Raw genomic sequence first — 24666 nt, 5'->3', positions numbered from 1 at the left:
CTTTGACGCATAGCACCGGCCATGAGTGCAGTATTGAATGTAGAAAAATCCCTGTCCGGCCAGAGCTGGCGCTGGCGCAGCACCAGCGCCGACGCGCGCGATCCGGGTTTTCAGCCCGATGACCTGGTCACCCAGCTGCTGCTCGCCCGCGGCGCCAGCCGGGAAACGCTCGCGGTCAACCGCGAGCCGACAATCCGCGGTTTCATGCCCGATCCCTCGGTTTTTCAGGATATGGACAAGGCGGCGGAGCGCCTGGCCCTCGCCATCAAGAATCAGGAAAAGGTCACGATATTCGGCGATTATGACGTCGATGGCGCAACCAGTGCGGCGCTGCTGATCCGGCTGCTGCGCGACCTGGGGCTGGACGCGGGCTATTATATTCCCGACCGGCTGATGGAGGGCTATGGCCCCTCCGGCGAGGCCTTGGTCAAGCTGGGTGAACAGGGTAGCAATCTGGTGGTCACCGTAGACTGCGGCGCGATGGCTTTCGATGCGCTCGACATGGCGCACCGGGCCGGGGTCGAAGTGATCGTCGTCGACCATCACAAATGCGCGGTGGAATTGCCCAAGGCGATTGCGCTGGTCAATCCCAACCGGCTGGACGAGAGCGACGCCGGCGCCGAACATGGCCATCTCGCCGCCGTCGGCATGGCGTTCCTGCTTGGCGCGGCGCTGGTTCGCACGTTGCGCAACCAAGGCTTTTTCACGGACCGCGCCGAACCCAGATTATTGGAATTACTGGATATTGTCGCCCTCGGCACGGTTGCCGATGTCGCCCAGTTGCGCGGCCTAAACCGCGCCTTCGTCGCGCAAGGGATCAAGGTTCTGGCAGGGCGCCAGAATATCGGCCTCTCCGCGCTGATCGACGCCAGCCGGCTCAAACGCGCTCCAATCTGCTCCGATCTCGGCTTCGCGCTGGGGCCGCGAATCAATGCCGGCGGACGCGTCGGCAAATCGGATCTTGGCGTGCGGCTGCTGATCACCCGGGACCCGGAAGAAGCGCAGGCAATCGCCGCCGAGCTGGATCATCTCAACCAGGAACGGCGCGCGATCGAGGCCCATGTGCTGGAAGAGGCAGAAGCCATGTGCTCGGCCCAGCAAAACCAGGCGGTGGCGGTGCTTGCCGCCAAGGGATGGCACCCCGGCGTTATCGGTATTGTCGCCGGACGGATCAAGGAGAAATTGAACCGGCCGGCGATCATCATCGCGCTGGACGAAGAGGGCGTCGGCAAGGGCTCGGGCCGTTCGATCAGCGGCGTCGATCTGGGTGCCGCGATCATCGCGGCCAAGGACAGCGGCCTGCTGATCGCCGGCGGCGGCCATGCCATGGCTGCGGGCGTCACGGTCGCCGCGGACAAGGTCGATGCCTTCTCCGAATTTCTCAACGACCGGCTCGCCGGCAGCGTCGGCCAGGCGCAGGACGGCAAGGCGCTGCTGCTCGATGCGGTGCTGTCGCCCAAGGGCGTCAATCCGACCATGGTCGAGGCCATGGACGGTGCCGGTCCCTATGGCATGGGCTGGCCCGCGCCGCGGATCGCCACCGGACCAGTGCGAATCGTCAAATGCGATATTGTCGGCACCAACCATGTCCGGATGATCGTCAGCGGCGATGACGGAGCGTCGATCAAGACCATAGCCTTCCGGGCGGCAGAGAGCGATCTCGGCCAGACTTTGCTCAGCGCACCCAGAGGACGCAAATTATGGATCGCCGGACGCGCCAAGATCGATGACTGGGGCAGCCGTCCGTCGGCAGAAATCCATCTGGAAGATGCCGCCTGGGCGGATTGAGCACGCGTTGAGACCAGACGCCGCTCCGGATCGAGGCGGCTGTTCCCGGGCCTGAAGACAAAGAGTTACGGGCGGTCCGGCGCGAAGGGAAAAAAAAGCCCGGTATTTCCGGTGAAAAGAGGGTTGACCAAAGCCGAGCACCCCCCTAATGGCCGTGGCTCGCCGACCGGCAAACGGTATGGCCCCTTCGTCTAGCGGTTAGGACGCGGCCCTTTCACGGCTGAAACACGGGTTCGATTCCCGTAGGGGTCACCATTTCCCAGAAATTCTGAATATGGCAGACGCCCGGGACTTGTGGCGATTGTCGCGCGCTCGACCGGTGCCATCCGCTGCAATATATGAAACGGTTACGGAAGGCTTGCCTTGTGTTCTATGCCGGTCCAGCTGGCGCCAGACATGCGCACCAACGGCGTTCAACGCAATATAGCGGCTGTTCTCCACATCCAGCATGAAAATCTGGCCATCCGTTTCCGCTTCTACAAGAGACGGATTTCGCTACATCTCCGGCAGATATGGCTACCAGACCATCGCCCCTGCGCGCGTCGGCACGCCGTTCGGGCAGGACGATATCGCTCTCGAATTAAAATCCGTAGGCGGAATATATATGCAATGAGGGGGGCTACTTTTAAGCGGGTACATCGTGACTGGCGAGATATGGTTCCTGGTCACGCAGACAGCCGCAAGCAAGGGAGCAGGGATTTTTCCATATGAGTGCCCATTTGATGAAGTCATCACCGCTGCGTGACTTTCTGCCATGCCGGACAAAGCCATAGCTGACCGGTCCAAGCCAAGTGCGGCCTGGGCCTGTACCAGTGACGAGGGCCTATTCTGCATCCGGTTTCCGACGGAAAGGCGATTGTGCATCAGGGCACTGACACCCCGTGGCTTGGCCTTGGACACTCACGCCCCCGGCCTTGCCGGCGTATCATTCAGAATATTTTCCCGGGGTTCAGCAGCCCCTTTGGATCGAGGGTTTTCTTCAATCCATGCATGAGTGCCAGTTCGTCCTCTGACCGGCACAGATGCAGCCATGCGCGTTTTTCCAGTCCGATACCATGTTCGGCCGATATTGAACCGCCGATCGACTGGAGCGGAGCATAAACAATTTCTTCGAGCAAATGATGGGTGGCCTGATCATCCGCAGGGGGAGATATAAAAATATGCAGATTGCCGTCACCGAGATGGCCAAAGACAATGATCCTCGCCGTATCTCCCCATTGGTCGGCAATATTTTTGCGCAGAACCGATATATATTGTTCCATTTCCCGTATCGGCATGCTGACGTCGAACATCACCAGTGGCTTCAGCACCCCTGCCAGCCCCTCGATATCTTCCCGTATGTCCCATATCGCCTGGCGCTGGCTTTTTGACGTTGATATCGCCGCATCCACGATCAGTCCGTCTTCCAGCGCCTCGCCGAGTATCTCGACAAAATGCTCGTTGTCGCGCCGGTGGTCCGCGCCGGTCGCCTCGACGATCACATAATAGGGTTGCCCCGCCGGCACCGGCGGAACGTGGCGCCCCGTTTCGGTTGTCAGCAATGCAAAATGGTCTCCCCACATCACTTCAAAGGCGGTCAGGCTGCCGGCCAGTTTCTGCCCCATCGAGCCGAACAGGGTCACCACGGATGCAAAATCGCCGACCGCAAGAAGCGCTGTATTCTCGCTCACCGGACGGGGACGCAGCCGCAGCACTGCACGGGTCACCAGACCGAGCGTCCCCTCGGCGCCAATGAACAATTGTTTCAGATCATAGCCACTGTTGTTCTTGAGCAGACTGTTCATCGAGGAGACGATCGTGCCGTCGGCCAGCACAGCTTCAAGCCCGAGGATATTCTCGCGAGTCATACCATAGCGCAGCACCTGATTGCCGCCCGCGTTGGTCGAGATCGTGCCGCCAATCGTCGCGGAACCGCGCGCGCCCAGGTCCACGGCATAGAGCAGATCGGCCGCCTCTGCTGCTTCCTGCGCCTTTTGCAAGGGAACCCCGGCCTGAACCACCATCGTCCTGCCGACCGCGTCGATCGACTCGATATCGGCCATCCGCTCGAACGAGATCACAATGTCACCGGATGTCGGGCGCACGCCCTGGACCAGGCCGGTCAGGCCTCCCTCTGCGACAACGGACTGTCCCGCATCATGGCAAAGCTTCATTACGGCAGACAGCTGCCCGGTATTTTGCGGTCGTATGACGGCCAGCGCCTGACAGCTGCCCTGGCCTTGCCAGTCTTCCGGGCGCAGCGCGACATCGGAACCGGTAATGAGCCCGCCAGCGTCAACGACCCCGGCGATTTTTGCAATCAGGGCGTCCTTCGCCGCAGACTCTCCGTTTCCCGCAATTTTCATGTCATCCGCGTCCATATAGAATTTCTCCGCAATCGATAAAAACACAATAAGCACCAGAAAAAACTTGTCGAGATTAATTTGTCCGGACAAATATAGTCATGTTGTGATAATCCGCCGATTCTCACCCTCCCTCCAACCGCAAGTCGTTGCAACAGGAAGAGCCGGTGAGAAAATGGAGAGATAATATTGCCCGCGTCGCCCAGGATACTGGAGCGCCGGCGAATTGCGGCTCCCGCCGGATGCGAAAATGCATCGCTATGTGAACCATATGAAGGAAATGATCATGGGAATTAAACAAGATATGCCTCTGCTGGCGCGTCATGAGGGCGTCTGGGATGGCACTTATACATATTTCAATGCGCAGAACGAAAAGATCGACGAACATGCCTCCCGCCTGTTGTGCCGTTTTCCCGACGACGGTCCGGTCCCCTATCACCAGACCAACTATTACACATGGTCGGACGGCAAGACCGAGAACCGCGAATTTCCTGCAGAATATCGAGACAAGCGGGTTTGGTGGGACAATGAACTGATCAAGGGTTGGGCTGCGGAAGTGCCGCTCGATGAATATAACCGGACCGTGATGCTATATTGGCAGCGGCAGGGCGATCCCTCGCTCTATCTCTATGAACAGATTCAGATTTCCGATGACGGCCAGAACCGTTGCCGGACATGGCACTGGATTCGCGATGGCGTGCTGGAAACGCGCACCGCCATCCAGGAAAAATTTGTCACCAGAGACTGGCGCAAAATCGATGCGGAGATGGGCGACTAGAGCGGCAGAACCTGTCCTGACCGTCGGAAAATATCGATGGGCGCCCGGCAGCGACATATGAACGTCACCGCCGGGCCACCATTTTCCGGTTTAGGGTCCAGAGCCGCGTTTATACCGTTGCCCTAGCCTCTGAAATTGTCCGGAGTCACTTCCGAGGAGCGCTCCGCTCCGACGATTGTGCAACTGGCCTGCATCCACCGCAGGTTCATTCCCACACGACTGGCATCGATATCGGCCCAGCTGTAGCTGACCGCCTTGTCCGGATTTTCCGGCTTGTGCACATAGAGCACCATGCTCGGCCGGTTGGTGCTCGGTTTTGGCCAATACACCGCCCGCATCCGCAAGATCAGCGGATCCGTTCCCGTATCACCGCCGCCAACAAGGACCCGGCCGCCCTGGTCGTGCAGTTCGAGCTTCTGGGCAAACAGCCAATCGGCGCTACCATCAGCCTTGGGCGCAACCTTCTTCACCGCCGCCCAGCATTGGACCGGACGCGCCCGCTTGAGAATCGTCTCCTCGCCATTGGCCAGCCGCAATGTAATGCCATTTTGTGTGACACGGGAAATCTGGTAGTCCTGACGGCAGAGTTTCCTGTTCTGTACCGCGGCCAGTTTCCAGCCTTTTTCGCCCCGCTCAAAAAAGCGTTCGCAATCGCCGACAGACAGGATATCCCGATCCCCGCCATGTGCGACTGTGATCGGCTGTGCTACGCCCTTTTCCGTTCCATAGGCATCGATGCTTTGCAGTTTCATCCCGTCCTCGGTGCTGGAAATGCGCAAGGCCATCCAGGGCGGTGGTGTGCGGTCGGCATCCGCTTCGAAATAGGCGTGCTCTTCGTTCGTGAAGGTTCCGGCGAGCAGATTTTCCAGATTCTCCGGTTCTGCAGCACCGCTATCGATGGCGACGGCGGACAGGGTGGCAAGCAAGAACATGGTCAGATTCTCCATAATATTTGTCCGGACAACTCTATCACGGGATCAAATAATCGCAACCGGGATGTTTTTCGCCCGAGCCCGGCCAATCATGGATTTGATGGACGGCGAACTTTTTCGTGCACCATAACTGCCGGAAGCGGAAATGCGATTGCATTGAGACGGAAATTGCGCGAGGCATTTGTCCGGACAAAATGATATTTCAAAGATCATGAGAGCGGCGACCTATGCATTGGGAAAATATTCTGGCAACGCGCGCATCGCGGCTCAAGGCCTCCGAGATACGGGAATTGCTGAAGCTGATAGGGCAGCCGGGTGTCATCTCCTTTGCAGGCGGCATTCCGGATGACGCATTATTTCCGGTGACAGAATTCCAGCAGGCCTTTGCCGCTTTGTGCGAAGGCGAAAATGCCTCGGCCGCCTTGCAATATGCGACAAGCGAGGGGCATCTTCCCTTGCGGCAATGGATCGTCGGGGAGATGGCAAAGCTGGGGATTCCTTGCGATAGCGGCAATATCATCATCACCTCCGGCTCCCAGCAAGCCCTTGATTATCTCGGCAAGCTGTTACTGTCGCCCGGTGACACCGCGCTGGTCCAGTGGCCGACCTATCTCGGCGCGTTGAGCGCTTTCAACGCCTATGAGCCAGTCTATGACCGCCTCGAAACCGGTGCCTTGCGCCCGGCAGAAAGCTACCGGCAGGCAGCCAGTGGCGGCCGCGTGAAATTCGCTTATCTGTCCTCCGAATTTTGCAACCCGACTGGCGAAAGCATCGACAGCAAGGAAAGAGTACGGCTGCTCAATCTGGCCCGTGATCTGGATATCGCCATCATCGAGGACGCGGCCTATCAGTCGCTACGCTATGATGGCGAAGTCATCCCGCCGATCCTCGCGCTGGACATAGAACGCGAAGGCAGCATCGAAGCCACCCGAACGCTCTATTGCGGCAGCTTTTCCAAGACACTCTCGCCGGGATTGCGGGTCGGCTGGGTATGCGGCGCAAAATCCGTGATCTCACGCCTTGTGTTGATGAAACAGGCATCAGATCTGCATTCCGGTGTCGTCAACCAGATGGCGGTGGCGGATGTTGCAACCAGAGCTTTCGACAAGCAAATCGAAAAGATCCGGCCCGTCTATCGCCAGCGGCGCGATAGCATGCTGCAAGCCCTGTCCCGGGAAATGCCGGCCGGTATCAACTGGACCCGGCCAGAAGGTGGCATGTTCATCTGGCTGACCCTGCCAGACTTTATGGATAGCGTGGGCCTCTTGGCAGATTCGCTCAAATCAGAGAAGGTCGCCTTCATTCCGGGCAGCGCCTTCTTCGCTGACCGATCGGGCGCGAACAGCCTGAGGCTGAGTTTCTCCAACAGTTCCGAAGAAAATATCGAACAGGGGATTGCGCGACTGGGCAGAGTGATCCGACAGGCGCTTGCATCCTGAAACAGCGCTATACCAATCAGGGCGTGAACGAGGTGGCCGGGAGACCGACCGGCGCACCGGCAACCTGACCCCGCCGACCGACCGCCTATCTAATCGTAGTCAAATTTATCAGCTCGACGTGCGGGGTTAGATATCCGTCACGGCAAGGCTCGGCTTTTGACAGATCGGTCGAGAGATATTTGGCATTATTATCGGCAAATACCGTGGCCACAGCGCGGCTTTTGCCGGTGGCGTCCGGTTGTTGCTGCAGCGCGACCTTGATCGCCGCCAGAAGATTGCATCCACTGGATATACCAACTCCGAAACCGAGCACGCGGCTCAATTTCCGGGCCATGAGAATGGCATCACCGTCGCATATGGCAACCACCGGATCGAGATCGTCCAGCTTGATAATTTCCGGGATGAATTCATCCGACACGCCCTGGATCCGGTGATGTCCGACTTTATAGCCGGTCGACAATGTCGGGGATTCGGTCGGCTCGACCGGATGCACGGAAATACTGGCGTCCTGCTCCTTCAGATAGCGGCCGACTCCCATGACCGTTCCGCCGGTTCCCACCCCTGCCACAAAACCGCCCAGACACGCGCCATCGCTCGCAAGCTGCGTCCAAAGTTCGGGGGCAGTGGCTGCATAGTGTGCATCGCAATTGTCTTCATTCGAGAACTGGCGCGGCAGGAAAGCCCCTTCCCTGCGCCCCAGTTCTTCAGCCATCTCGATCGAGCCGAGAAAGCCGCCCTGTTCCTTGGACACAAGGACCAGATCGACGCCGTGACTGGTCAGAATGGCACGCCGTTCCACGCTCATCCAGTCGGGCATGAAGATTGTCACGGGATGGCCCAGCGCGGCCCCGATGGCGGCCAGGGCAATACCGGCATTGCCGCTGGTTGCCTCGGCGATGCGCTGCCCGGGCTTCAGGGCACCGCTCAGCGTCGCCTTCTCCAATATATTCAGTGCCATCCGGTCCTTGATACTGCCGGAGAAATTATACATTTCCGCTTTAGCATAAACCGTTATGTCACGATCTTCGACACGAACGTCTATCCGAGCCAATGGCGTATGGCCGATGAGGCCCCTTAACGCACAAAACCTGTCTTCTGTCTGACGCCCGACTTGATCCAGCACAAATATCTCCCTCAAGGTTGAGCGGCTAATATCGGCGCTGGCTTTCGCGGTATCATTATAAAAAGTGGCTGTTTTTCGTACAAGACCGGGATATTATTTTAGTAAAATCGATATTATTCAAATTTTTTGATGGAATTGACCATGGTTGCTCATCAGCCTTGGTAACCGGATATCTGCGCTGCGCGGGATGAAGACACAGCGCGCCCGTGCCGGAGACGGATCCGATCCCGGGGCCGGCACGGACCGTTCTCAGGCTATTCTGCCGGAGGTTCGAACAGTCCGGCATCGATTTCGCCATTGACCCGCGTATCCGTCCAGAACACCTCGTTCGACTTGCGTCCGTCATAATAAAGCGTGACATGCCGAGCCTGCAGCCAGCGGGGATTTTCCAGAGTGACGAAATCATCATAGGTCCGGTGGTGCCAGCCCTTGGGTGTGCGGAATCCCATCATGCGGATGGCGTGGCTTTGCTGGTCGATACCGAACAATGTCTCGCCTCCTTCGGGATCGGTGAGTTGAACCATGTAGAGCGCGTGGCCCGCGATCGCATCATCGGCCAGTCGGGTTGCCGTGAAGCCGGGCTTTCCGGCCTGACGGATGATCCCGAAGCCGAAATTGCTCGCCCAGAATTTATCCGCCTCTGCCTTCGGAACGATGCCCCGCTCGGTCCAGGTCGTCTGCCCGTCAAAGCCGACCTCGAACAGTGTCTTCGCGCCCGATCTGGCGATGATCCGCACCTTGCCATCGGCACCATGGGAAATCGTCCGATCGGGATCAAACACCCGCCACATCCGGTAATCGTCGGCGATCGAGCGGGGTTCATGCCCCTCGGGACCATAGAATATCGCACGACCTGAAAGGCTCAGGCTTTTCACATTGGCCCAGCCATCTCCGCCCGCGGCTTCCCGTGCCAGCGCCAATATCCCGCTGCCGGACAAATCGCTTTGCGCCTGCAGGTCAACCGGTGACCAGATCAGGACCATCCACATCATTATCAGTAATCGATACATTCAAGCTTTTCCTTTTTTGTCCGGACAAATTATCCTTGCCCTGCGGAGGCTGATATTGTCAATTCCCGCTATGGAAACCGAACATCGATTCGCCATGACCCGCCGCGCCTTTGTCGGCGGCCTGAGCGCGTCGCTCATCTCATGCGCCGCGCCCCGCGGTTCGTGGACCACAACGACCGCCGACGTCATCATCATCGGCGCCGGCCTTGCGGGGCTGCACGCCGCCCATTTGATCGAAAATGCCGGATATAAGGCCATCCTTCTCGAAGCGAACAACCGGACCGGCGGGCGGCTGCATACATTGGATGACTTGCCCGGACGGCCGGATGCCGGCGGCATTCAGGTTGGTGCCGGCTATGACCGCTTCCATGCTATCGCTGACCGACTGGGCGTCGAACGTTATGTCCCGCCCCCTTCTCCGCGCGGGTCGCTGTATAATATCGGCGGTCAAAGCTTGACCGCCGCCGACTGGCCCGTGTCGCCCGCGAATAATCTGGCTGCAACCGAAAAGTCGATCCATCCCGACAGCCTCCTTTTCTCCTATCTGGCGGCTCTGCCCGGATTTGAAAATACAGGAGACTGGATGACAGCAGCGGCCCTGAAGCTGGACATCAGTTTACGCAATTATCTGGTGGCGCAGGGCGCATCTGCCGAAGCGTTGCGACTGATTGGGGCGAACTTGAACGGCAACAGTCTTGACGAGCAGTCCACGCTCCATATGGCGCGCAGCCTGGCGTTATTCCGGGCAGGCGGCGTTGGAAAAACCCGCTATGTCCGGGGCGGGTCGCAGCGGATGACCGATGCGATGACCAGCGCGCTCCGCAGCGACATCATCCTCGACAGCAACGTCGTTGCGATCGCCGGAGATGGCAATGGCGTGGAAGTGACGCTGGCCGATGGTCGCAAATTTGGCGCGCGCCAGGCAATCAGCACGATACCCTTTTCGGTGCTGCGTACGATCCGGATCAATGCCCCGCTGCCGACCGCCGTTCAGAACAGTATCGCGCAGCTCGCCTATACCCGCGCCAGCTTCGCTTATCTGCTCGCCGACACCCCTTTCTGGAAACAGGACGGATTGCCCGAGACCATCTGGAGCGATGATCCGATATTGGGCCGGGTGTTCGTACTGGGGGAAGACCCGCCGATGTTGAAGGTCTGGACCAACGGGTCAGGCGCCGATCTTGTTGACGCGATGGATCCGGAAACGGTCGGCGCTGCGATGATCGCCAAAATCGAAAACGCGCGTCCGTCCGCGACGGGCAAACTGAAATTTCTCCGCTTCGTCAGCTGGCAGCATAACCGATTTGCCCGGGGCGTCTATCACCATATAGGAACCGGCCAGGGTGCTGCTCTTGCGGAAACAGTCGCGTTTCAAGGGGACCGCATCCACCTTGCCGGCGAGCATATGGCGCGTGTAGCATCGGGCATGGAAGGGGCTCTGGAAAGCGGCGAACGCGCCGCACTGCGGGCGCTCGCCGGATTATCGTAAGGCAACAGCGCGTTCGCCCGCCCTATTCCGTCCAGCGACTGACGCCTTCCATCATCGCCTTCATCTCCGGTCCGGTTTCGGGCAGTTTTTCCCGCGGCAAATCCATGTGGTTCAGGGGGAATTCCTGTACATATTGCCGGAAGACAGGCTGCACCATATCCAGCGCGTAATTGGGGATTTTCCGCCCTTTGCGAAATGCCGCGATCGGAATTTCGGCTTCGATGACCCCGTCCTCGTCGAGACTCGGATCCTTGGCGAGAATATTGCCCTTGGGATCGACGATGATCGACTCACCGGCGCGATACTGGTCGGTGGACGGGAATGCGATATTCGTCATGGTCGAATAGAAATTGTTGATCCGCGCCATCGCAAGAACATCGTCCTCAGCGAACAGAGTGGCCGTACGGATCATGATCTCGGTGCCGCGCATCGCAAAGGCGGCAAAGATGAACGGGTCCATCTGCACCGTGCTGACCGCGATATTGCCATATTCGGTTTGCAGCACGGGGAATTCCTCTTCCGGTCCGTATAGCGCCCGATATTTGTCGCGCACCGCTTCGATCGTGGTCGTGGTAATCTCGCGATCCGGATAGATGCGCTTGATATTGCGTGATTTCCAGAATGCTTTCACAAGCTTCCCGTCGCGTCCGATCACCGCGTTTATGCTCAATATATGGCCCGGCCAGTCGTCGTCGGTCGCATAGGTGCCGAAGATCAGATAGGTATCGCAATACCTGGCGATCTTGCCCAGCCGCTCGGTTTCCGGTCCCGGAACCTTCACGGTATATTTCAGCTTGTCGGTGCGGCTGCCGGCGGAATAGCCGGTCAGCGGGAATTCGTGATAGAGCAGGAAGTCGGGCTTTTTGCCGGTCGAGCAGGCCTTTTTGGCGATCGCTTCCATATGCGCCAGATTATGTTCGAGCCCGTCGGCTACCGTCGGGAAATCGGACAGCGAGTCGACGGTTGTCTGGAGCACTTTCACCACGACCTTGTCTTTCGCCAGCGGCACCGTCGGATAGCTGCCGTCCGGCTGCACCAGCAGCGGTTCAGCGGCGTCCACCCGGTCTGCAAATCCGGCCGAAGCGGCCAGCGATACCGGCACGGCCAGCGCCATCATCATCTGTCTCATATTCATTTCCGTCTCCTATAATTTTTTGTGCAGATGCTCCCGACAGCCAGGTTCCGGTATTCTGCAGGCGCAAAAAAAGAGGCTCCGGAAATCCCGGAACCTCTGATTCTAACGTTCATTTCTGGCGCATTATCCAGATCTAATATTTGGCCGAAAATACCACACCGAAACGGCGACCGGGCCGCAGGCCGGCGGTGAAATTCCGCTTGAAGGAATCATTGCCGTCGGCGTAGCGCAAGATCTGCGCCACGGCATCCTCGTCGGTCAGGTTTTTGACATAGCCCTGAATCTTGAAATTCTCGTTCTCGACACCGATGCGGAAGTCGGCAACGGCGGATCCGCCGGTCTTTGCCAGATTATGAACCTGGGCAAAGCTGGAAGAAACCACGCTGACATTGGCGCCGGTGAAGAAAGTCCAGTCACCCGCTCCTATCGGCATCCGATAGTCGATGTCAGCGAAAATCTGATGGACCGGCGCGCGCGGGATTTTCTTGCCCTCGATAGAACCGAACAAAGACTGGCAACCGGCTTCGTCCGGGAACTCGTCTCCGGTGGAGCAATTGACCAATCCGTCATCCAGCACGTCATTCAACACGCCCTGGTTCTCGTCAAAGCCGGACTTGAACTTGCTGTCCGCCAGCGCGTAATTGGCGGTGAATGTCAGATTGTCGCTGGGCCGGGCCACGACTTCCAGTTCCATGCCGATAACCCGTGCCTTGCCCGCATTGACCACTGCGGAAACAACGCTGGTCGGCGACTGGACATTCTGGGTCAGCTGATAGCCGCTGATCGTGTTGTGAAAGGCCGCGAAATTGACCGTCAGCGCGCGGTTGAGAAACTGGTTCTTCGAGCCGATTTCAAACGCGTCGACATCCTCTGCTTCATAAGACGGAACGCCGGCTTGAATCGCGGTCACGCCGTTGAAGCCACCGGGTTTCTGGCCCTGTGCGAAAGAGGCATAAAGCAGATTGTCCGGTGTCGCCTGCCAGCCAAGCAGAACGCGCGGCGAGAATTTCTTGAAGGTGGTTCCGACGCTTACCGGGGTAGCCGGCGGATCACCGGCATTGCGGGCGATGGTCGTCTGTTCGACCTTCTCTTCGGCATAGCGCCCTTCCACACTCAATGTCAGGGTCTCGCTGAGATCGAAGCTGGCCGCACCGAATAATGCCCAGTTGCGAATGTCGTAATTATTCTGGTTACGCGGCACCACAACAACGCCAGCCCCGGCCGGATCGGTCAGGAAGCTGAAGAAACAGCCCTCAGCAGGGGAGCAAAGTTCCGCCTGGCGCGCCTGCGAATTGGCCAGAGCCAGCGCGTTGGCATTGTCCGGCAGCTCGCGGATATCCCTGCTGTCCTGCGACTGGTCGAAATAATAGCCACCAACCATGATATCGAAGCGATCGCCGTCATAGGCGAGACGCAGTTCCTGCGACCAGTCTTCGGTGTCGCCTGCACTGGCGAACGAGAAGTCGGTCGGCCCCCCGTTCACAATGCCGAGAACACCAGGGCCGGCGGCGAATGTGGCAAAGGTCGAAGCCTGGAAGCTGCCCGGGCTATAGTCACCGTCGGTAACCAGACTGTCGTTGACCTTGTTGTACCCGGTCAGCGAGGTCAGCGTCAGTTGATCCGACAGTTCATATTCCATTTTCAGACTGGCGTTGAACGTTTTGACATCGAGACCGACATCTTCGCCATTATTGGCAAACTGTCGCGTATAGTCGGTGTTGATTTCGGCCGGCTTGATCGTGCCGCAGAAATAGCGCCCACCGCCGCCATAAAAGCTTCCGTTATCGAAATAGCAATTATTGTCGCTGGCGCTGGTCGAGAAAATCGCCGGCTGGCCGTCTTCTGTGCGATTATAATATGTACGGAACTGAGCGGTAAACGGCCCCCCGTCGTCAAAAGCAAAGCCGCCGGAAAAGGAATAGGACTTCTGCTCGCCGATATTGCTTCCGTCATACTGGTTCGTATATTCGCCATCATTGGTGAAATAACGACCGGAGGCAAATGCGGTGATTGAATCGGTCACGGGACCGCGGATATTGGCCGTCACATCGTAACGGTCATGCTCGGAGATATCGACCGACACGCTCCCGGTCAGACGGTCGGCCGAGGTTTTCGAAATGATATTGATCGCGCCGGCATAGGTATTCCGTCCGTAAAGCGCGCTCTGCGGGCCCTTGACAACTTCGATCCGCTCGATGTTGTCGACATCATAGTCGCCGACCGAACCGCTGAAATAGATGCCGTCGATAAAGATCGCGACACCCGACGTGCCGAGAACATTCGCCTGGCCACGAATGACCGGGCGGTTGGCGTCGCGGCCAAGGCTGTCGTCAAACGTCAGGCCGGCGGTGGTTTTCGAAATATCGGCAACATTGTTGAGCGCAAGCCTGTCAATCGATTCCGAGGTCACGACAGCAACCGCGGTCGGGACTTCCTGCAGATTTTCAGAAACCTTGCGGGCCGTCACAATGATGGTATTCGGGTCTTCGGCACCCGCAGCAGGCGCTGCCTGGGCAAAGGCCGCGGCAGGTATGAATGCCGAAGCTGTCATCAGGCAGCTGATTATGGAACGTTTCATTATATGGTCTCCCTGTTTCCGGCGGGCATAAAACCGGATTTTTCACCCTGATCGATTTGCCCTATTTGAATGTCGCGCTCAGACGGATGCCGAACTGCCGCTTGTCGCGCAGGCCGACACGTGACCCTTCCCGGCTGAAATCAAAGAAACCACCGGGCAGCGTGCGTGTACCAAAGCTGGTATCGGCAAAATTCTGCGCCGTTGTCGGTGCTGTTTCGTTGAACAGATTGGTAGCGAACAATTCGAGGCCATAGCTTTCACCCCGCAGGCCAAGCCGCAGATTGACATCGGTGGCCGGCTGGACCCGCGCCACGTTCGCGTTGCTCACATAATATTCACCGGTAAAGAAGAGGTCGGTGCGGAAGAACCAGCGGTCGAACATATCGCCAAATGCGTCGATATTATCCTCATAGGTCGTGCCGAGCGATATCGTTATAGGCGGAAAGCGTGGAGCTTCCTGACCTGCAACATCGGCCGCCGGGCCAAAGATATCGCCAAAGTCGCCCGTGCCGCCAATTTCCGGGAAGGATGCGATGGTTGAATGGATATAGGCAAATGAACCCTGCATCGAGAAATTCTCGCTGATGTTCAGGGCGGCATCAAACTCGATCCCGTAAATATCGCTGGTAGCGCCATTCGAGACGAAATTGACCGTTCTCAGCGGATTGGGTGCATTGGGAAGCGTGTCGGTAATCGTCACGATAGACGTATAGATTTCGTCGCTCCGCTGCATGTAGAATGCCGCCATGTTGAATGCGAAAATACCATCGGGATGCTGCTGCTTCCAGCCGATCTCATAGTTGGTGAGCTTCTCTTCACCAAAAACAGGGCTGGCACCGGGAGCCTTGGATGTCAGTTCGGCAAGTTGCGCCGCATCCAGTTCTGCCACTTCAGGGTTGAAGCCACCAGGCAGATTGCCTCGGCTGTAGGTGGCGTACAATGTGGTGTAGTTCGTCGGCTGGTAGCGCAAAGTTGCTCGCGGCAAAAAGGCCGTTATTTTTGCGGGGGAAATCGGGGTGGCGAGACCTGCGTTGACGTCGCCAGCACGGATTTCATCTTCCTGATAGCGCCCTTCGAGCGTGATCGAGAACTGATCGTTAAATTCATAGTCTATCGACCCGAAAATACCGAGCGTCTTTGCGCCGGACGTGAACGGCGTGGAACGGAAAATATCGTCGAAGAAAATCGGGAAGGCAAAGAAATTCGCCACGCCGCCCAGTTCCGCAATATCGATGTCCACATAGCTGGCACCGGCGGAGATATTCAGACTGTCATCGAGGAACGAGCCGGAAAGCCGGCCTTCGATGGTATAATCTTCGGTCTCGCGGGCGGTAAATCCGGTGAAGGATGCATCGGGTGACGTATCAAAATCGGCGAAAAAGCCGAAATTTTCCTTGTTATACCCGCCAAGGAAACTGAACTCGATATTGTCGGTGAGATCGACACTACCGGCGGCGCTCAGGCGCAATGCGTCCAGATTCAGTCCGAACTCGTCGACATTGGTCGGATTATATTTGAAGTCGAAAATGGCATCGGTCGGATCGTAACGGGCATCGTTCAGGAAACCGCGGAATGCCTGAATATCGGCAAAGGACGAGTTGAGCCCGATTTCGGCTGCCGTGGGCATTCTGATCTGGCCGCGATATACCGATTCCGTACGGGTGCCGTCCAGCGGCGCCGGCTGGACACTGTCATTCAGGTCAACCGTTCCATCGGGATTGAGCAGAAAGCCGCCATAATTATGATAGGCGGTACCATAAGAGGCCACAGCAGCCGCCGGTCCGTCGTCGATTTCCTGATAAGAAGCGCGCAGTTTCAAACGAAAGCGATCGCTCGGCTCGATCAGGAGAGTGCCGTTTATCGACCATTGCTGCTCGTCGCCCAGCCGTTGTCCGGCCACAGCCACATTGTCATAATGGCCCTGCTTGTCGCTGTAGCTGCCGCCCACGCGGAAAGACAGGCCATCCATGATCGGACCTTCGACACCAGCGGCGATGCTATACTCATCACGGGTAGCGGCGGTCGCGTTAAGATCGACGCGGAATTCCTTGCTGGGGTCCTTGGTGACATAATTGATCGCACCGGCAAATGTATTACGACCGAAGAGCGCGGACTGCGGTCCCTTGATGACTTCTACTCGCTGCAGTTCGTTGACGCCGATGGTTTCCACCCCGCCGCTGAGATAGACACCGTCGAGGAAGACACTTGCCGTTTGCTGCAGCGGATTGCCGCTCAAGACAGAAATGCCGCGAAAGCGCGGCGTGCTGTTAATCCGGGCAAAGCCATTGGTATTCTGGCCGCCGGCCTCGACAAACGCGCCCGGCGTCACTTTGGTAATTTCGGTAATGTCTGTAAAACCGGCCTGGTCGAGCTCCTGTTCGCCGACCACGGAAACAGCCAGCGGTGCATCCAGCAATGTTTCCTCTTTCTTGCGGGCAGTGACGATGATGACATTTTCGTCAGCAGCAGCTTCATATCCGGCATCCGCCTGGCTCTGGGCATATAGAGGGGTTCCAGCCAGAGTGGTGGCAGCCAGCAATGAAATTTTCAGCACGGTCTTCATAAAAACAATCTCCCTTGGCGAACGGATCGCACGCTAAATCTCCCAATTGCTAAATCCCAGTGCTCGGGAAATTTGTCCAGACAAATTTTGACATTCCGAAAATTCGTGCCAGATAGTGTCGCAAAAATATCACGAACCGGAACTAGATAAGGGTGATTTATATGAATGGATTTCCTCGCTATGCCGCGATTATGCTGGCTTTCTGCTTTTCATCGACAGCCCAGTCAGCAGCAAATCCGAACGGCCAGGCTTCTCGCACCGCCACTGTCCCCGTCATCGAAATCGAGCGGAAATTTGTCCAGGGTCCCTTTGGCCAGGTCCATATCCGGGTTGCGAATCCGGCAGGCGAGAGCGCACGAACGCCTCTCGTGCTGTTTCATCCGACGCCTTATTCCGGTGACTATTTTACTGCATTCATGAAGAATATGAGCAACGACCGCCAGGTGATCGCCATCGACACGCCCGGCTATGGCGATTCGGATGCACCGGACTCCCTGCCGACGATTCGCGATTACGCCGAGTCCGCTGCCGCAGTGCTGGATAGCCTTGGCTTCCGCCCCGGAGACGATCTCCAAATCGACGTTCTGGGCTATCATACAGGCAGCCTGATAGCAGCCGAACTTGCCTTGATCCGCCCGCAACTGGTGCGCCGGATTGTCCTTCCCGGACTGCCCTTCTTTACCGGTGACAGACGAAAGGCAGCTTATGACCGCAATGCCAAACCGGACGAGATCGCCCAAGATGGCTCGCATCTGATTGAAAAATGGAAATTCTCTACCGGAGCGACCAGCGTCGGTCTCTCGCTCGCACGCGGACAAGAGCATTTCAATGATGCTGTCCAATGCTATCCGGATTGCTGGAAAGCCTATCATGCCGTGTTCACCTATGAATCGGACAAGCAGCTCGTCAAAATTACCCAGCCGGTTTTGCTGATGACCAATGCGGGCAGCCTCAAGGAAGAAACCGAAGCGGCGCAAAAATATCTCAGAAGAGCGGAGCTGGTCGATTTTCCGGAAATCACTCTGGGCGGTTTTGACCTGCACACGGAGGCATTGGCTGACGCGGTCCGCGGGTTTCTGGACGACGGCTCAAAATAAAATAGTCACAAATAGCGATTGCATTGTGACAGCGCATCGGTAATTTGTCCGGACAACTTTGAGGAGAATCGTTCATGCCAGCCTATATGATCGTAACGGCCAAGATTAAGGACCGGGACGCGTTCATCTCCGGCTATGGCGCCGCCGCCGGCGCGCTGGTTGAAAAATTCGGCGGAAAATATGTGCTGCGCGGCCCCGGCGCCCAGTTGCTCGAGGGTGACTTTGGCGACGGCGCGTCCATGGTGATTTCCGAATGGCCAGACAAAGACGCCGCAATCGCGTTCTGGAACAGCCCCGAATATGCAGAAGCCAAAAAACTCCGCGAAGACATCGCGGATGTCCAAGTTCTTTTAATCGAAAGCCCGAAAATCAATGACTGATATTATAAAACGTACTACCCTGATGGTCCGCGATGGCGACCGTGCATCGCACTGGTATGAAACCGTGCTCGGCATGACCAAATGGATGGACACGCCGTTCACCCTGTCGGGTACGCAACTGGCCGCCGGCAAAAAAGGCGACCAGACCCGGCTGATCATTCTCAAATGTCAGGACGATCTGGTCGGAATGATCGGCCTGCTGGAATGGCTGGATCCGAAAATGGATGCGCCGGATGAATTGCCCACCGAGATCAAGTTCGGAACCCCTGTCTTTGTGGTTGCTTCGGAAGACGCGAAAGGCGCCCTGGAAAGAGCGCGCGAGCTTGGATCGCTGATTCACTGCGAACCGCGCGAGTGGACCGTCACCGGCGCTGACGGCAAGAAGAAAGATATGATCGGCTGTTCCTTCTGGGATCTTGACGGCTATTTCTTCGAGGTGAACCAGATCGTAAAGGTGCACGATTAAGTGACCGCAGGCGGTATGGACGCTTTCGATCAGCTGGCTGCCGACAAGCGGATTGACGACAGCGCCAACTATCAGTGGCGCGTCGCTTCACGACCGGTCGGCAATGTGGTGCCATCCGATTTCGAATGGACAGTTACCGACATTCCCGAACCGGCCGAGGGAGAGGTTCTGCTGAAAACGCATTATCTCGGCCTCGCACCGGTCATGCGTTTCTATATGCAGGGAACCGGCGCCGCCGGCGAGCGGGTTCTCGAACCGGGCGACGTGATCCACGGCCGGGGCGTGGCACAGGTTGTGAAGTCGCGCCATCCCGACTGGCGCGAAGGCGATATGGTTCAGGGCCAGATCGGCTGGCAGACCTACAAGACTTCGAAAATGACGGCACAGGAGAAATTCTTCGCGATGCCGAACAACGGCCTGCCCGCTGCGCTCGGCTCCGGCGTTCTCGGCATGACCGGCCTCTCTGCCCATGCCGGCCTGTTCGCCTGCGGCGATCCGCGAGAGGGTGACCGGATGGTACTTTCCGGAGCAGCCGGTGGCGTCGGATCTATGGTCAGCCAGATGGCGGCCAATGTCGCGGGCTGCGAAGTCGTCGGCATGGCTGGTGGGCCAGACAAATGCGCCTTCATCCTTGAACACGGCTGTTCGCATGCGATCGACTATAAGGCGGAGAATATCGAACAGCGCCTCGATGAACTGCTGCCCGAGGGCATGGACCTCTATTTTGACAATGTCGGCGGAGAGACTCTCGCGGCCTGCCTTGAACGGCTGCGGATGCACAGCCGCATCGTCCTCTGCGGATCGATCAGCGAATATACCCGCAAGGAGCCTTTTTCGCTGCCCAACTACACAAGATTGCGCGCCACTGAATCCCGGATGCAGGGCTTTTTCGTCTACAATCATCTCCAGAACTGGGAGAAAGTGATGGATGATCTGGCCGGCTGGATACAGGATGGAAAGCTGAAACCCGTGCAGGATATCGAGGACGGTTTCCAGAATATGCCACGCGCGCTGGCGAATCTCTATTATGGCCGCAATGTCGGCGTGCAATGTTGCTCGGTTCGTGGTGAACCGGCGGAATGGAACTAAGGATAATATTATGACGACCAAACAGTCAGTGCGCTTTCAACGCGCCAATTTTGTTGTTGAAGATATTGATAAAGCGCTGACTTTCTATCGCGATATACTCGATTTTGAAGTCACCTTCCGCAAGGGCCACAATCCGGACAGCTATTCCATCCCGGTATTCGAGATTGCCGACGGTGCGGAACTGGGTTTTGCTATTCTTTCGCTGCCCGGCCAGCCGAGGGTGATGGCGCTTTCGGAAATCAAGAATGTTCCGCTGGCGCCGGTCCCCCATCCCCGCCGGAGCGCGATCGTCCTCGATGTTGCCGACCCCGACAAGGTCATGGCCGCCAGCGCTGCCCTGGGTCTGAAAGTATATGAAGAAGGCCGGTTGCAAACGCATGACGGCCGGATCGGGCGCGAGATCGGTATTGTCGATTTCGATGACAATCTTGTGGTTATCTACCAGATTCCGGATGCCCAATCGTGAGCGGTGACGCGGCGGCGGATGCAATGGCGTCTCCGCCGCGCAAACCCTATCCCAGCGCGGCCGCCGGCTGGTTTCTCGTGGTCATGCTGACCATCGCCTATATTTTCAGCTTTGTTGACCGCTATATTCTCGGATTGCTGATCGAACCGATCAAGGCCGAATTCGGCCTGACCGATCGTTCCATCGGCTGGCTGCTCAGCGCTTTCACCCTCGTCTACGGCTTCGTCGGTATTTTCATGGGCTGGCTGATCGATCGCGGCAAGCGCATCTGGATCGTGTCGATCGGGGTCGCCTTGTGGTCTCTCGCCACCATCGCCACCGGCACCGCCAAGAATTTCATGCAGCTGTTTGCCGCCCGCATGGGCGTCGGTATCGGAGAAGCGACGCTCAGTCCGGCGACCTTCTCCATGATCGGCGACAGCTTCCCGACCGAGAAACGCGGCAAGCCGATTGCTTTCTACTCTTCTGCCCTGCCCGTAGGGGCGGGGCTTGCCTCGCTGCTTAGCGGTGCGATCATTGCCTGGACGGCCTCCGGCGGCACACAGTCGCTGCTGCTTTTCGGGGAACTGTCGCCATGGCGCTTCTCGCTGATCCTGGTCGGTTTGCCGGGCCTGGTCTTCGCCCTGTTCTTCCTGTTGATGAAAGAACCGGCGCGGCGTCCGGCTGTGGCATCCGCCGACGTGATCAGCGGCAGCGGATTCACCGATGCCCTGACCTATATCTGGCGCAACCGTCTGCTCTATCTCGGTTTTCTGCTGCTGGTCGGCACCATGACGGCCATCGCCTATAGCCAGGGTTTTCTCGCCCCGACCTTCGAGCGGACCTGGGGCTGGTCGCCGCAAAAATATGCCTTTGTCAACGGTGTCGCGCTACTGATCATCGGTCCGGCCAACATGCTGCTGATGGGCACGATTTCCGACTGGTGGACAAACAAGGGAGTGAAGGACGCATCCCTGCGCCTGATGTATATCGGCTTCCTGATCATGGTGCCGACCGCGTCAATTCCGCTGTTCATGCCCAGCGCCGAACTGGCCTTTTTCATCCTGTGCATCAACACCGTCGGCATCGGTATCGTCTCCGCGATCGGGGTCACCGCCCTGCTGGTGATTACGCCGGCCCAGATCCGCGGCCAGATCGTCGCCATATATTATCTGTCGATCAGTTGGTTCGGTTCGCTCGGCCCGATTGTTGTCGGCGAGTTGTCGAGCAGCGTTTTTGGCGAAGACAATATCCGCTATGCTGTCGCGGCAGTGCCGGTCATTTTCGGCATCATCCCCTTTCTGATGATGCCCCTCACCCGTCGCCTCTATCGTGAACAGATGGCGCGCCTGAAGGATTCAACCGAATGATTATCAAAGGCTATTCCGACGGTCCGTTTGGCCAGATCCACTGGCGGATGCTGGAACCGGAACAGACACCGACGCAGCCGGATCTCTATTGCCTGCATCCGGCGCCGTTCAGCGGTCTGGCCTATCGTTCGATCATGCCCTTTCTCGCTCGCGATCGCCGGGTGATCGCACCGGATTTCCCGGGCCACGGAGGATCGGACAGCTTCAAACCGGAACCGTCAATCGGCGAATATGCCCGGGCGATGATGGCCGTCGTGGAAGATCTGTCGCTCGAGGCGCCGGTCGACGTGACCGGATTTCATACCGGCAATCTGGTCGCGGTGGAGATGGCGCTCGAAAATGTCGGCCATATCCGGAAGATGGCACTGGTCGATGTCCCGGCATTCGATCCGGAAACCCGCGCCAAATTCCTGCCCACTGCCGGCAAGCCGCTGAATATCACCCCTGACCTTTCGTGCCTCGAAAAGGCCTGGGACATGGGCATGACCAAGCGTCTGGAAAGCCAGGGGCCCGACCGCAGTTTCGAGATGTTTGTCGAACAGCTGCGTCACGGCACCGGTATGAACGCCGCTTTCCACGCTGCCTTCTCCTATGATGTGGAAGACCGTTTGCCAGCCGTGACCTGCCCCTCCCTGATTTTGGCTTCGCAATCCGGCTTGCTCGAAGCAACCCGACGCGCGGCCGGACTTGTCCCGACGGCCCGGCTGGTCGAACGACTAGATATCAAGCGGGCGGTACTGGACGAGGCGGCAGAACAGACAGCCGCGGAAATCGTGAGATTTCTGGATGAGGCCGACCGTTGAAAATATTTGCAATCTATTGCACCGACAAACCGGACAGCGCGCAGAAACGGCAGGAAACCCGTGATGCTCATTTCGCCCATATCGAGGCAACGCTCGCAAATTTTTGCATCGCCGGCCCGCTTCGGGATGAGAAGGGTGCCACGACCGGATCCCTTCTCATCGTCAAGGCGCAGGACGCAGATGAAGCACGGAAATATCTGGAAGCCGACCCCTATTTTGATGCCGCGATCTGGGCCGATATCCGGATCACGGAATTCATTCCCGCAGCCGGCGACTGGATCGGCGGAAAAATCTGGTGACATCCCTCGCTAGCGAGAAAGGCCTACGCTAATGACACGTATCAAACCCCTGTCACTGGAAGAGCTTCCTGACGAAACGCGGGCATCGCTGAAATTTTCGGAAAACCTGATGGGCTATGTCCCCAATTCGGTCATGACCATGGCGCGCTGGCCCGAGCTGCTGTCGGCATTCCGCGGTCTGGTGTCGGTAATTTACGGTGACAGCGCGATCGACAATGGCCTCAAGCGACTGATTGGCGCCGTGGTCAGCGCGGCGGCCGGATGCCAGTATTGCATGGCGCATACAACGCTCGGCGCGCGGGATACGGGTGTCGAGAAGGACAAGATTGCCGCCGTCTGGGAATATCAGACCAGCGAATTGTTCAGCGCTGCGGAGCGCGCCGCGCTCGATCTCGCCTTTGCCGCCGGGCAAATTCCCAATGCTGCCAACGACGACCATTTTGCGGCGCTCGATCCGCATTATGACGAGCGACAGAAGACCGAAATTATCGCCGTGATCAGCATGTTCGGCTTTCTCAATCGCTGGAACGACAGCCTGGCCACCGCACTCGAGGACAAGCCGTTTGAATCGGCCAGTGCGCTGTTCACTCCCGACCAGTGGCAGCCGGGGCAGCACCGCAGGACGTCCTAATACGGCTAGCCGATTTCAATCAGTTCCAGCAATTCCCCGGCCGGCCCTGTGGTGGTGCCTGTCCGACGCCCGCAATAAGGCGCTGCCTGGCGGGCCAGCGGCGGCGTTATCCAGTCGACGGCGAGCTGGTCCAGATCATTGACCGCCAGGCTGACCAGCGCATTGCCGGGTGGCAGCATACCCTCATGGTGCCCGCGATCCGTGGCTTCTTCAGGATAATCATCCACTTCGATAATCGGCAGCCGGCCGTTTTGCACCATGGTCAGGTCGGACAAAGTATCGGCGGGCAGGACAAAGGCATTATTGATCATGCTGTAGGCCAGCGTGTAGGTGTCAGCCTCGGTCAATCGAATCCGCTCGCAATACCATTTCACCGTGGCGGTACGATCCGGCGTGGCCAGAATGACAATGAAGATATGATCGGTGGACGACTGCGCTTTGGGTAAATCAGAGGTTGGGGTATTGTCACGGACCTCGTTGAGATAGACCATTTCCCGGCCGGTCCCCAGCACCTGCATCGGCACGAAATAGGGCAGCCCGGCCAGTTCCTTGGGCGGGCCGACAATGTCGAAACCGCTGCCGGTCAGACGGTCCGGCCAGCCGAATACATCCTGTACCGTCAGCTCATAGGCCGCCCAGCCGTAGGTCGTCGTCGGCTTGAATCCGGGATGATCCGGCTGCTCCACCAGCCGGATATGGCAATCGGCGCCGCTGGCCGGTTGCAGGACCGCCATCGGCGCGCCGGAGCTTTTCGGGCATCCCCAGCTGGCTGCGAGACTGGCGGAGAGCGCTCCCTGTTCGACAAGGGTCATGCCGAGTATATCGCGATAGTCGCGCAACGCAGCCTCCAGATCCGGAACCACGGCGACCCCGCCCAGTATTGCCCCGTGGTGCAGTTCATGAGTCATA

Annotated in this window: 22 protein-coding genes and 1 tRNA gene; 14 read left to right on the top strand and 9 right to left on the bottom strand. The window is 58.0% G+C overall.

Going from position 1 to position 24666, the window contains the following annotated elements; all coding sequences use genetic code 11:
- Positions 1 to 21: 21 nt before the first annotated feature.
- Positions 22 to 1788 (top strand): single-stranded-DNA-specific exonuclease RecJ, encoded by a 1767-nt coding sequence (gene recJ, locus ACHZCJ_RS14330; RefSeq protein ID WP_321327197.1) that lies wholly within the window; start codon positions 22 to 24, stop codon positions 1786 to 1788.
- Positions 1789 to 1968: 180 nt separating this feature from the next.
- Positions 1969 to 2043 (top strand) — tRNA-Glu (locus ACHZCJ_RS14325).
- Here the strand turns inward: ACHZCJ_RS14325 and ACHZCJ_RS14320 are convergent.
- Together ACHZCJ_RS14320 and ACHZCJ_RS14315 are read right to left on the bottom strand one after the other, a co-directional pair.
- Positions 2038 to 2238, bottom strand: a complete 201-nt coding sequence (locus ACHZCJ_RS14320; protein ID WP_394700132.1) for a PqqD family protein — start codon at positions 2236 to 2238, stop codon at positions 2038 to 2040. The two genes, ACHZCJ_RS14325 and ACHZCJ_RS14320, sit on opposite strands and share 6 nt — an antisense overlap.
- Before the next feature lie 479 nt (positions 2239 to 2717).
- A complete protein-coding gene (locus tag ACHZCJ_RS14315; RefSeq protein WP_321327195.1) occupies positions 2718 to 4133 on the bottom strand; it encodes an FAD-binding oxidoreductase in 1416 nt (471 codons plus the stop codon).
- Positions 4134 to 4416: 283 nt separating this feature from the next.
- Between ACHZCJ_RS14315 and ACHZCJ_RS14310 the strand changes: the two genes are divergently transcribed.
- A complete protein-coding gene (locus tag ACHZCJ_RS14310) occupies positions 4417 to 4908 on the top strand; it encodes a DUF3598 domain-containing protein (RefSeq protein ID WP_321327193.1) in 492 nt (163 codons plus the stop codon).
- Between the two features lie 122 nt (positions 4909 to 5030).
- Here the strand turns inward: ACHZCJ_RS14310 and ACHZCJ_RS14305 are convergent, their stop codons facing one another.
- The gene (locus tag ACHZCJ_RS14305) at positions 5031 to 5855 is read right to left on the bottom strand and encodes a hypothetical protein (RefSeq protein WP_321327191.1); all 825 of its coding nucleotides are present in this window, start codon (positions 5853 to 5855) and stop codon (positions 5031 to 5033) included.
- 212 nt (positions 5856 to 6067) lie between these two features.
- On the opposite strand from ACHZCJ_RS14305, the gene ACHZCJ_RS14300 reads away from it, so the two are divergent.
- Positions 6068 to 7279: a PLP-dependent aminotransferase family protein gene (locus ACHZCJ_RS14300; protein ID WP_321327189.1), complete on the top strand. Its 1212-nt coding sequence runs from the start codon at positions 6068 to 6070 to the stop codon at positions 7277 to 7279.
- An 85-nt stretch (positions 7280 to 7364) separates the two neighbouring features.
- On the opposite strand, the gene ACHZCJ_RS14295 is transcribed toward ACHZCJ_RS14300, so the two are convergent.
- Together ACHZCJ_RS14295 and ACHZCJ_RS14290 are read right to left on the bottom strand one after the other, a co-directional pair.
- Positions 7365 to 8402: a pyridoxal-phosphate dependent enzyme gene (locus ACHZCJ_RS14295; RefSeq protein WP_321327188.1), complete on the bottom strand. Its 1038-nt coding sequence runs from the start codon at positions 8400 to 8402 to the stop codon at positions 7365 to 7367.
- A gap of 254 nt (positions 8403 to 8656) precedes the next feature.
- On the bottom strand, positions 8657 to 9412 hold the full coding sequence (locus ACHZCJ_RS14290; protein WP_321327187.1) for a hypothetical protein: 756 nt from the start codon (positions 9410 to 9412) through the stop codon (positions 8657 to 8659).
- A 55-nt stretch (positions 9413 to 9467) separates the two neighbouring features.
- Here ACHZCJ_RS14290 and ACHZCJ_RS14285 point away from each other — a divergent pair, with 55 nt between their 5' ends.
- The gene (locus ACHZCJ_RS14285) at positions 9468 to 10901 is read left to right on the top strand and encodes an FAD-dependent oxidoreductase (protein WP_321327186.1); all 1434 of its coding nucleotides are present in this window, start codon (positions 9468 to 9470) and stop codon (positions 10899 to 10901) included.
- 22 nt (positions 10902 to 10923) lie between these two features.
- On the opposite strand, the gene ACHZCJ_RS14280 is transcribed toward ACHZCJ_RS14285, so the two are convergent.
- The 3 genes from ACHZCJ_RS14280 to ACHZCJ_RS14270 all read right to left on the bottom strand — a co-directional run bounded on the left by ACHZCJ_RS14280 (position 10924) and on the right by ACHZCJ_RS14270 (position 17177).
- The gene (locus ACHZCJ_RS14280; RefSeq protein ID WP_394700131.1) at positions 10924 to 12030 is read right to left on the bottom strand and encodes a nitrilase-related carbon-nitrogen hydrolase; all 1107 of its coding nucleotides are present in this window, start codon (positions 12028 to 12030) and stop codon (positions 10924 to 10926) included.
- Between the two features lie 139 nt (positions 12031 to 12169).
- The gene (locus tag ACHZCJ_RS14275; protein ID WP_321327182.1) at positions 12170 to 14614 is read right to left on the bottom strand and encodes a TonB-dependent receptor; all 2445 of its coding nucleotides are present in this window, start codon (positions 14612 to 14614) and stop codon (positions 12170 to 12172) included.
- A 61-nt stretch (positions 14615 to 14675) separates the two neighbouring features.
- Positions 14676 to 17177, bottom strand: a complete 2502-nt coding sequence (locus ACHZCJ_RS14270; protein ID WP_321327180.1) for a TonB-dependent receptor domain-containing protein — start codon at positions 17175 to 17177, stop codon at positions 14676 to 14678.
- A gap of 161 nt (positions 17178 to 17338) precedes the next feature.
- Between ACHZCJ_RS14270 and ACHZCJ_RS14265 the strand changes: the two genes are divergently transcribed.
- The 9 genes from ACHZCJ_RS14265 (at position 17339) to ACHZCJ_RS14225 (ending at position 23757) form a co-directional block, all read left to right on the top strand.
- Positions 17339 to 18274, top strand: coding sequence for an alpha/beta hydrolase (locus tag ACHZCJ_RS14265; protein WP_321327178.1), 936 nt, complete (start codon positions 17339 to 17341; stop codon positions 18272 to 18274).
- Positions 18275 to 18348: 74 nt separating this feature from the next.
- A complete protein-coding gene (locus ACHZCJ_RS14260; protein WP_159645671.1) occupies positions 18349 to 18654 on the top strand; it encodes a DUF1330 domain-containing protein in 306 nt (101 codons plus the stop codon).
- Positions 18647 to 19120, top strand: coding sequence for a VOC family protein (locus ACHZCJ_RS14255; protein ID WP_321327176.1), 474 nt, complete (start codon positions 18647 to 18649; stop codon positions 19118 to 19120). The genes ACHZCJ_RS14260 and ACHZCJ_RS14255 overlap by 8 nt, the downstream gene beginning before the upstream one ends.
- Complete coding sequence (locus ACHZCJ_RS14250; protein ID WP_321327174.1) at positions 19121 to 20209, top strand: NADP-dependent oxidoreductase; 1089 nt, start codon at positions 19121 to 19123, stop codon at positions 20207 to 20209. It abuts the gene before it with no gap.
- A 10-nt stretch (positions 20210 to 20219) separates the two neighbouring features.
- The gene (locus ACHZCJ_RS14245; protein WP_159645680.1) at positions 20220 to 20675 is read left to right on the top strand and encodes a VOC family protein; all 456 of its coding nucleotides are present in this window, start codon (positions 20220 to 20222) and stop codon (positions 20673 to 20675) included.
- Positions 20672 to 22024 carry an MFS transporter gene (locus ACHZCJ_RS14240; protein WP_321327171.1) on the top strand — a complete coding sequence of 451 codons (1353 nt, stop codon included), beginning with the start codon at positions 20672 to 20674 and terminating at the stop codon, positions 22022 to 22024. Before ACHZCJ_RS14245 ends, ACHZCJ_RS14240 begins: the two co-directional genes overlap by 4 nt.
- On the top strand, positions 22021 to 22827 hold the full coding sequence (locus ACHZCJ_RS14235; protein ID WP_321327170.1) for an alpha/beta hydrolase: 807 nt from the start codon (positions 22021 to 22023) through the stop codon (positions 22825 to 22827). The genes ACHZCJ_RS14240 and ACHZCJ_RS14235 overlap by 4 nt, the downstream gene beginning before the upstream one ends.
- Complete coding sequence (locus ACHZCJ_RS14230) at positions 22824 to 23126, top strand: YciI family protein (RefSeq protein ID WP_159645689.1); 303 nt, start codon at positions 22824 to 22826, stop codon at positions 23124 to 23126. The genes ACHZCJ_RS14235 and ACHZCJ_RS14230 overlap by 4 nt, the downstream gene beginning before the upstream one ends.
- A 31-nt stretch (positions 23127 to 23157) precedes the next feature.
- Positions 23158 to 23757, top strand: a complete 600-nt coding sequence (locus tag ACHZCJ_RS14225) for a carboxymuconolactone decarboxylase family protein (protein WP_321327169.1) — start codon at positions 23158 to 23160, stop codon at positions 23755 to 23757.
- A gap of 5 nt (positions 23758 to 23762) precedes the next feature.
- Here the strand turns inward: ACHZCJ_RS14225 and ACHZCJ_RS14220 are convergent, their stop codons facing one another.
- Positions 23763 to 24665 (bottom strand): VOC family protein, encoded by a 903-nt coding sequence (locus ACHZCJ_RS14220; RefSeq protein WP_321327167.1) that lies wholly within the window; start codon positions 24663 to 24665, stop codon positions 23763 to 23765.
- Position 24666 lies beyond the last annotated feature (1 nt).

The organism is uncultured Parasphingorhabdus sp. (assembly GCF_963677535.2).
Taxonomy (GTDB): domain Bacteria; phylum Pseudomonadota; class Alphaproteobacteria; order Sphingomonadales; family Sphingomonadaceae; genus Parasphingorhabdus.
The sequence above is the reverse complement of the archived record's forward strand: the minus strand, read 5'-3'. Positions and strand labels throughout refer to the sequence as shown.